Raw genomic sequence first — 6,466 nt, 5'->3', positions numbered from 1 at the left:
CCTTATAGAGAAAGGCATTTAGCGATTTTTGTCAATTGTTTTTTATCTAGAGCGAACTAATCAATTAAGTCTCTTGCCAGATAAGGATTTAGTCGATTTATGCCCCCCTATCGAACCATAACAAGTAACGAAGAGCCAAAAAAAGATGGATATTTTATTTTTACCGTGCCTTTATCAGATAACCCGAAAACAGTTGAAAGATGTTTCTTACAGCCTGATGGGACTATCATACATCAGCTTGAACCTGAGTATCATGGCGATCGGATTCGAGGACAGGGAAGAGTTCTTGCCTTCAGAAATTACGGATTGGATATAACTAAACGGTTAGAAAGTTGTGGTTTTCACGCTGAAATACGTCTAGTAAACTCGACGCGCAATGTAATTGAAGATCAGAAGGTTATTATAGCCAAAAAAATCTAGTTCTACGACTGTAACTAAAAAATCAACTGGAGATGAGAATAAAATGTTAATTTCCTGCAAATACAACTCTCTTTTTATCCGTAATCCCAAAGTAGCGTTGTCGTCTTTGGAGAAATCTCTGAGAAAAAATATCTTAAATGACTGGGAATGTTTTAACTATATTTGAAACTTAACAAAAAGACTATGAGAGAATACTATAATTGCTTAAGTTACCAGAAGTAAAACTAGCAAGCGTCAATCAAAATCATCAACTTGGAACTGTTTTTAGTAAAAGATAGCTTTAGATACTTATGCAACTGACGGCCTCCCTTGTCCTTTACAAAAATGACCCAGAGATAGTTATTCAAGCAATTAAGTCTCTGTTCAGCACACCCATAGAAATTAATTTATCAGTAGTAGATAATTCTCCCACCGATGAATTCAAAAAAATATTCGATAATTTTCAGGAATACGATATAGATTATTACTTCAATAATGGTAATAACGTTGGTTTTGGTCAAGGACATAACCTAGCTATTACTAGGGCTAAAAATTATGATTATCATTTAGTTATCAATCCAGATGTTTATTTTGATAATAATGTGATCACCGAACTTATTCACTACCTCGATAAGCATCAAGAGGTGGGATTGATTACTCCAAAAATATCTTACCCTAATGGGGACATCCAATACCTTTGTAAGCGTCAACCCACAGTTTTGACCTTATTTATTAGACGTTTTATACCAAAAAAAATGCAATTTCTTTTCAAAAAGAGATTGGACTGGTATGAAATGAGAGATATTAGCTATAACCAGATAATAGAAGTACCGATTATTAGTGGTTGTTTTATGCTATTTAACAGAAAATATTTAGATGATATTGGCTACTTTGATAAAAATATGTTTATGTATTTTGAAGATTATGATTTGACCCTTAGAATGTCTAAAAAATACAAAACCATACTTTATCCCCATGTCAATATTTATCATCATTGGGCAAGAGGAGCGCACAACTCTACTAAACTGGCTATAGTTTTTGCTCAATCGGCTGTGTATTTTTTCAATAAACATGGTTGGAAACTTTACTAAACTTAATTGAATAATTAATAATGAAAAACGTTTTAGTTACAGGTTCTAATGGCTTTATTGCCAGCAACTTACTGCCAATTTTACATCAACATAACTGCCAGATAACAGCTGCAATTCGCCAGAAATTTGAGTTTCCTGCATCCCTGTCAATTAAGGCTATTCAGGTGGGTGAAATTGATGATATAACCGATTGGCAAGAAGCATTGCTAGGCATTGATACCGTTATTCATCTAGCAGGACGCGCTCATATCCTTCATGAGACTATATCCAATCCAGAAGCAGCATTTATAAAAGTTAACACGAAGGGGACTATTAACCTAGTTAAGCAGTCGCTAAAAGCGGGAGTTAAGCACTTTATTTTTGTCAGTTCTATTCATGCTATGGCTGCCGAAAGTGATGATATTCTTAACGAAAATTCTTCCTGTCACCCTGATAGTCCCTATGGTCGTAGTAAACTGCAAGCAGAACAAGCTTTAATTAACCTCGCCAAAGATAGTAACATGACTTGGACAATCCTTCGTCCTACTCTCGTTTACGGACTAGGCAATCGTGCTAATATGGAGCGCTTGATGAAACTAATTAAACGGGGATTACCTTTACCTTTTGGTGCGATAAAAAACCGTCGCAGTTTTGTCTTTGTGGGTAACTTAGTTGATGCCATTATTACCTGTTTAGATCATCCTAATGCGGTTAATCAAATCTTTTTAATTAGCGATAACCAAGCTGTTTCTACTCCCCAATTAATTCGACTCATTGCTCAACAAATTCAACAACCCTGTCGATTGCTACCCGTCCCCACTACCCTACTTAGATTCTTAGGTTATCTGGGTGATAGGGTAGAATCTATAACAGGGAAAAATCTCCCTTTTAACACCTATAATATCGATCGCTTGCTTGGTTCTCTTACTGTTGACTCTAGCCATATTCAAAAAACCCTGGATTGGCAACCTACCTTTACTTTAGAGCAAGGATTAGCCCAAACAATTCAGCCAGAAAATTAGTGATCAGCTTGTCAAAAAGGCTTCATAATTCAAGTTCCACTTTGACAAAATCGGCAGTTTTATGAAGAGAAAACCCCACTTTAGCGGCTATCATCTGCATAGCGCGGTTATCACTTAAAATTTCCCCTTCAATTCCGTCTAATCCTTCCTTTTTGCCAATAGTGACTAAACGCTGTAGTAATTCAGTACCAATACCCTGACCTTGATAGTCATCCCTAACTAATAGGTCAAATTCCGCCACATTAACGCCGTGCAGTTTATTTAAGCGTCCTATAGCGATAATTTCTGGCTCTTCCGTCTGATCGTTATTAATCTCTACCACTAAGCTCATTACTCGATCGTAGTCGATAAAACAAATGCGCGTAAGACGATCATAAGCGGTTTGGCGATCGAGATTGACAAGATGAAAATAACGATAATAAATAGTTTCTTCCGAGAGATAATGGTGAAATTGTCGCACTAAAGGCTCATCCGCTGCCCTAATCGGACGAATTAGCACCTTTAAGCCTCTTTTCGTCCTCCAAGGTCCTATATAATGTTCGGGATAGGGACGAATCGCCGGATGAGATAACTTTTCTGGGGGAGTAGTTGGATGATGAAGAAGGATAGAGGCGGAAAGGGCGATTAATTGCTCTGAATCGGCAAAAAAGGGATTAATATCGATAGTTTTAATGCGAGGTTGTTCACTAACCAGGTGACTAAATCTCACGATTATTTGCTCCAAATTCGCTAAATTAAGCGATTTAAGCCCATTTGTCCCGTTAAAAGCCCGATAAATCTTGGTTTTTTCTAAAAGTCGGCGAGCGAGATTAGTATTTAAAGGAGGTAGAGCGGTGGCGTAATCTTGAAAAATATCGACTAAACGGCCGCCAGTACCAAAAATTATCACCGGTCCGCACTGATCATCGTAATTAGAGCCGATAATTAACTCATATCCTCGATCAATTTCTAACATCGGTTGAATACTCACCCCGAGAAAATGCTCCCCACCCACTTGTGCGCTAACATTAGCTTCGATCGCTTGATACGCTTGCACCACTGCCCTAGGGGAAAAAAGCGGCAATTGTACCCCACCCACCGCGCTTTTATGGATAATCGTCCTCGAATGCAGTTTCATCACCACGGGATAACCGAGAGATTCAGCGAGATTAACTGCTTCTGCGGCACTTTCGGCGACTTTAGTGACAATAACAGGGATTCCATAAGCTTTGAGTATATCTAAAGACTCTGGCTCACTGAGAATTGTTCTATCCCCTGCTTGCTCGATAATCTGGCTAACTAAAACTCGATCGGAGCCATTTTCCTGAGAATTGGTTAAAATTGGCGTTTGATAAAGACCGCGCAGATTCTCTTCATATTTCCAGAGCAAATTAAACACCCGGGCCGCCGAATCGGGATAGCGATAGGTGGGGATACCCTGCTGATTTAATAACGCTACTCCCTCTGCAATGCCATCTCCCCCCATCAAACTTGCTAAAATAGGTTTTTTGCTATTTTGAGCGATTGAGGCAATTCTAAGGGCAATTTCTCGCAGATCAGTGTTAAAGCGAGGCGAGAGAATCATCAACACCGCGTCGGTATGTGCATCCGCTAAAGCGATCTCTAGGGCGCGAGCGTAGCTATCGGGATCGCTGCTGCGACGCAGATCGATGGGATTTTGGGGGACAATATCCGCGGGAACAAGAGGCGCTAGTTTTTCGATCGTTGCGGGGTTAAGGGTTGCCAGTTGTCCATCTTCCGCCAGTAAAGCCGAGGCCGCTAAAAGAGCGGGAGCAACACCATTGCTGATGATTGTCAAGCGTTTTCCCCGGGGAAATCGGGGAATTTTCGCTAAAACTTGCGTGATATTCAAGAGATCGGCCAGTCTTTGTACTTCCACGATGCCACAGCGAGCAAAGGCAGCGGAGAGAGTTAGCTGATCGCTGGTCAATTTGCCAGCATGGGAAAGAGAAGTGGGGTCAAAGTCGGTACTGTGGCGACTAATGGCGATAATTGGTTTATTTAGGGCAACTTCTCGGGCCGAGGACAGAAAAGAGCGGGCATTATTCAGGGATTCCAGGTAGATAACGATGCTTTTAGTTTGGGGATCGTCTCCCAAATAATAGAGTAATTCGCCCCAATCCACATCTAAAAGAACTCCGAGGGAGATAAAGTGACTAAAACCGACATTTTCGCTTAAACTCCAATCAAGCACGGCAGCCGCGATCGCCCCACTTTGACTAATCAGGGCAATTGAACCAGTTTTCGGCAGGATGGGGGAAAAGGTGGCGTTAAGATTTTGGCTGAGATTGCTGATTCCTGAGCTATGGGGACCGATGATGCGTAATTTTTGACCAGCGATCGCTTTAATTTCCCTGAGTAAATTTTCCCCCATCTGGCCGGTTTCCCGAAAACCCGTGGAGAGAATCAGGGCGCATTTAACCTGTTTTTCGACAGATTGGGCGATAATAGCGGGAATTTCGGGAGCAGGGGCGGTGATAATTACCAGATCGATCGCCGCCTGGATATCCGGTAAACTGCTATAGCTGGGAAGATCGAGCCGGTTGTCGGGGTGAGGATTAACTAAATAAAGGCGGTGCTGACCGGGATTATCATAGAGATTATTTAAAAGAGTGCGATCAAGTTGGGGATTTTGGCGATTAAATCCCACCACAGCGATGGTTTTTGGCTCAAAAAAGGCTCTTATAGTTTGATGTTCGCCACCGCGAGGATCTAAGATGGAATTTAACATAAGTGAGCTAAAAAAGCAGCTAACCCTTACTGTTGCACTGTTCGAGTATTCCAGCGTTCCCCGATCGACCTAGACCAATTCTAGCTGTTTAATCAGGGTTCGATCGGTGTAATTAATTTTGTCTAGGTAGGGTTGGCAATAAAACAGCCCCACCCGATCAACATTTTCCCCAAGAAATCTAGTAAACTAACTGATGCTGTAAATATTTAGAGACAGACGATGGAACTGGAATATCCCGAGGATTTGAGATACCTAGAAACCCACGAATACGTCAGACTCGAAGGTGAAATCGCTACCTTGGGAATTAGTGCTTTTGCCGTCGATCAATTGGGTGATATCGTGTTTCTAGAATTGCCCGAATTGGGAGAGGCGCTGAAAGTAGGTAGTAGTTTCGGCACGATCGAATCGGTAAAAGCGGTAGAAGATCTTTATCCTCCCGTCTCGGGAACCGTAGTCGATCGCAATCAAGCGATGATTGACTCCCCCGAATTAATTGCCGATGATCCCCACGGGGAGGGTTGGTTATTAAAAGTGCGGGTAGAAAATCCCGATACTGCCTTGGCTGATACCCTCTCCGCTAGTGAATACCGCGCCCAAGTAGCAGGGGAAAGTTAACTAATATTAACAACACGGAGCCAGACCCTCACACTATCATAGGCATAGAAAGAATTAAAAATCCAGGAAGCGATCGAGTCTTCCTGATTTTTGTCTCTAAACCGTGCTGAGACGAAATTCTAGCCCGAATCGAGTGAGCTTTGACTATTTACCCAATCTATGCTAAATCCTAATCTCGCGGCGATCGAACTTTCCCAAGAGGAGGTTCAACGCTACTCTCGACACATTATTCTGCCCGAAGTGGGCTTAGAAGGTCAAAAAAAACTAAAAGCCGCCAGTGTTCTCTGCATCGGCACCGGGGGACTCGGTTCCCCGCTTTTACTCTATCTAGCGGCGGCTGGCATCGGTAGAATCGGTATTGTTGACTTTGATATCGTCGATAGTTCCAATCTGCAACGTCAAATTATTCACGGCACTTCCTGGGTAGGTAAACCGAAAATTGTTTCCGCTAAGGACAGAATTCTAGAAATTAACCCCCATTGTCAGGTGGATTTGTACGAAACCCGCATAAGTTCCGAAAATGCCCTTGACATTTTAGCCCCCTATGATGTAGTCATCGACGGGACGGATAATTTCCCCACCCGTTATCTGACTAATGATGCTTGTGTTCTTCTCGACAAACCCAACGT

Annotated in this window: 5 protein-coding genes; 4 read left to right on the top strand and 1 reads right to left on the bottom strand. The window is 41.9% G+C overall.

Translation table 11 applies throughout. The features are described from left to right. Positions 1–710 precede the first annotated feature (710 nt). Both PX484_RS18025 and PX484_RS18020 read left to right on the top strand, forming a co-directional pair. Positions 711–1,490 carry a glycosyltransferase gene (locus tag PX484_RS18025; RefSeq protein ID WP_287767400.1) on the top strand — a complete coding sequence of 260 codons (780 nt, stop codon included), beginning with the start codon at positions 711–713 and terminating at the stop codon, positions 1,488–1,490. Between the two features lie 20 nt (positions 1,491–1,510). Next, positions 1,511–2,491 carry an NAD-dependent epimerase/dehydratase family protein gene (locus tag PX484_RS18020; protein ID WP_287767401.1) on the top strand — a complete coding sequence of 327 codons (981 nt, stop codon included), beginning with the start codon at positions 1,511–1,513 and terminating at the stop codon, positions 2,489–2,491. Positions 2,492–2,513: 22 nt separating this feature from the next. On the opposite strand, the gene PX484_RS18015 is transcribed toward PX484_RS18020, so the two are convergent. After that, positions 2,514–5,222, bottom strand: a complete 2,709-nt coding sequence (locus tag PX484_RS18015; protein ID WP_288104998.1) for a bifunctional acetate--CoA ligase family protein/GNAT family N-acetyltransferase — start codon at positions 5,220–5,222, stop codon at positions 2,514–2,516. Between the two features lie 219 nt (positions 5,223–5,441). On the opposite strand from PX484_RS18015, the gene gcvH reads away from it, so the two are divergent. Together gcvH and PX484_RS18005 are read left to right on the top strand one after the other, a co-directional pair. Continuing rightward, positions 5,442–5,837, top strand: a complete 396-nt coding sequence (gcvH, locus tag PX484_RS18010) for a glycine cleavage system protein GcvH (protein WP_008201043.1) — start codon at positions 5,442–5,444, stop codon at positions 5,835–5,837. 159 nt (positions 5,838–5,996) lie between these two features. After that, positions 5,997–6,466, top strand: a 470-nt coding sequence (locus PX484_RS18005) for a ThiF family adenylyltransferase (protein ID WP_288104996.1), incomplete at its 3' end; no start/stop codon positions are given.

It is taken from the genome of Microcystis sp. M49636_WE2 (assembly GCF_030065375.1).
GTDB classification, from domain to species: domain Bacteria; phylum Cyanobacteriota; class Cyanobacteriia; order Cyanobacteriales; family Microcystaceae; genus Microcystis; species Microcystis aeruginosa_C.
Note: the sequence above shows the minus strand (reverse complement) of the source record. Positions and strands in the feature narration are given on the sequence as shown.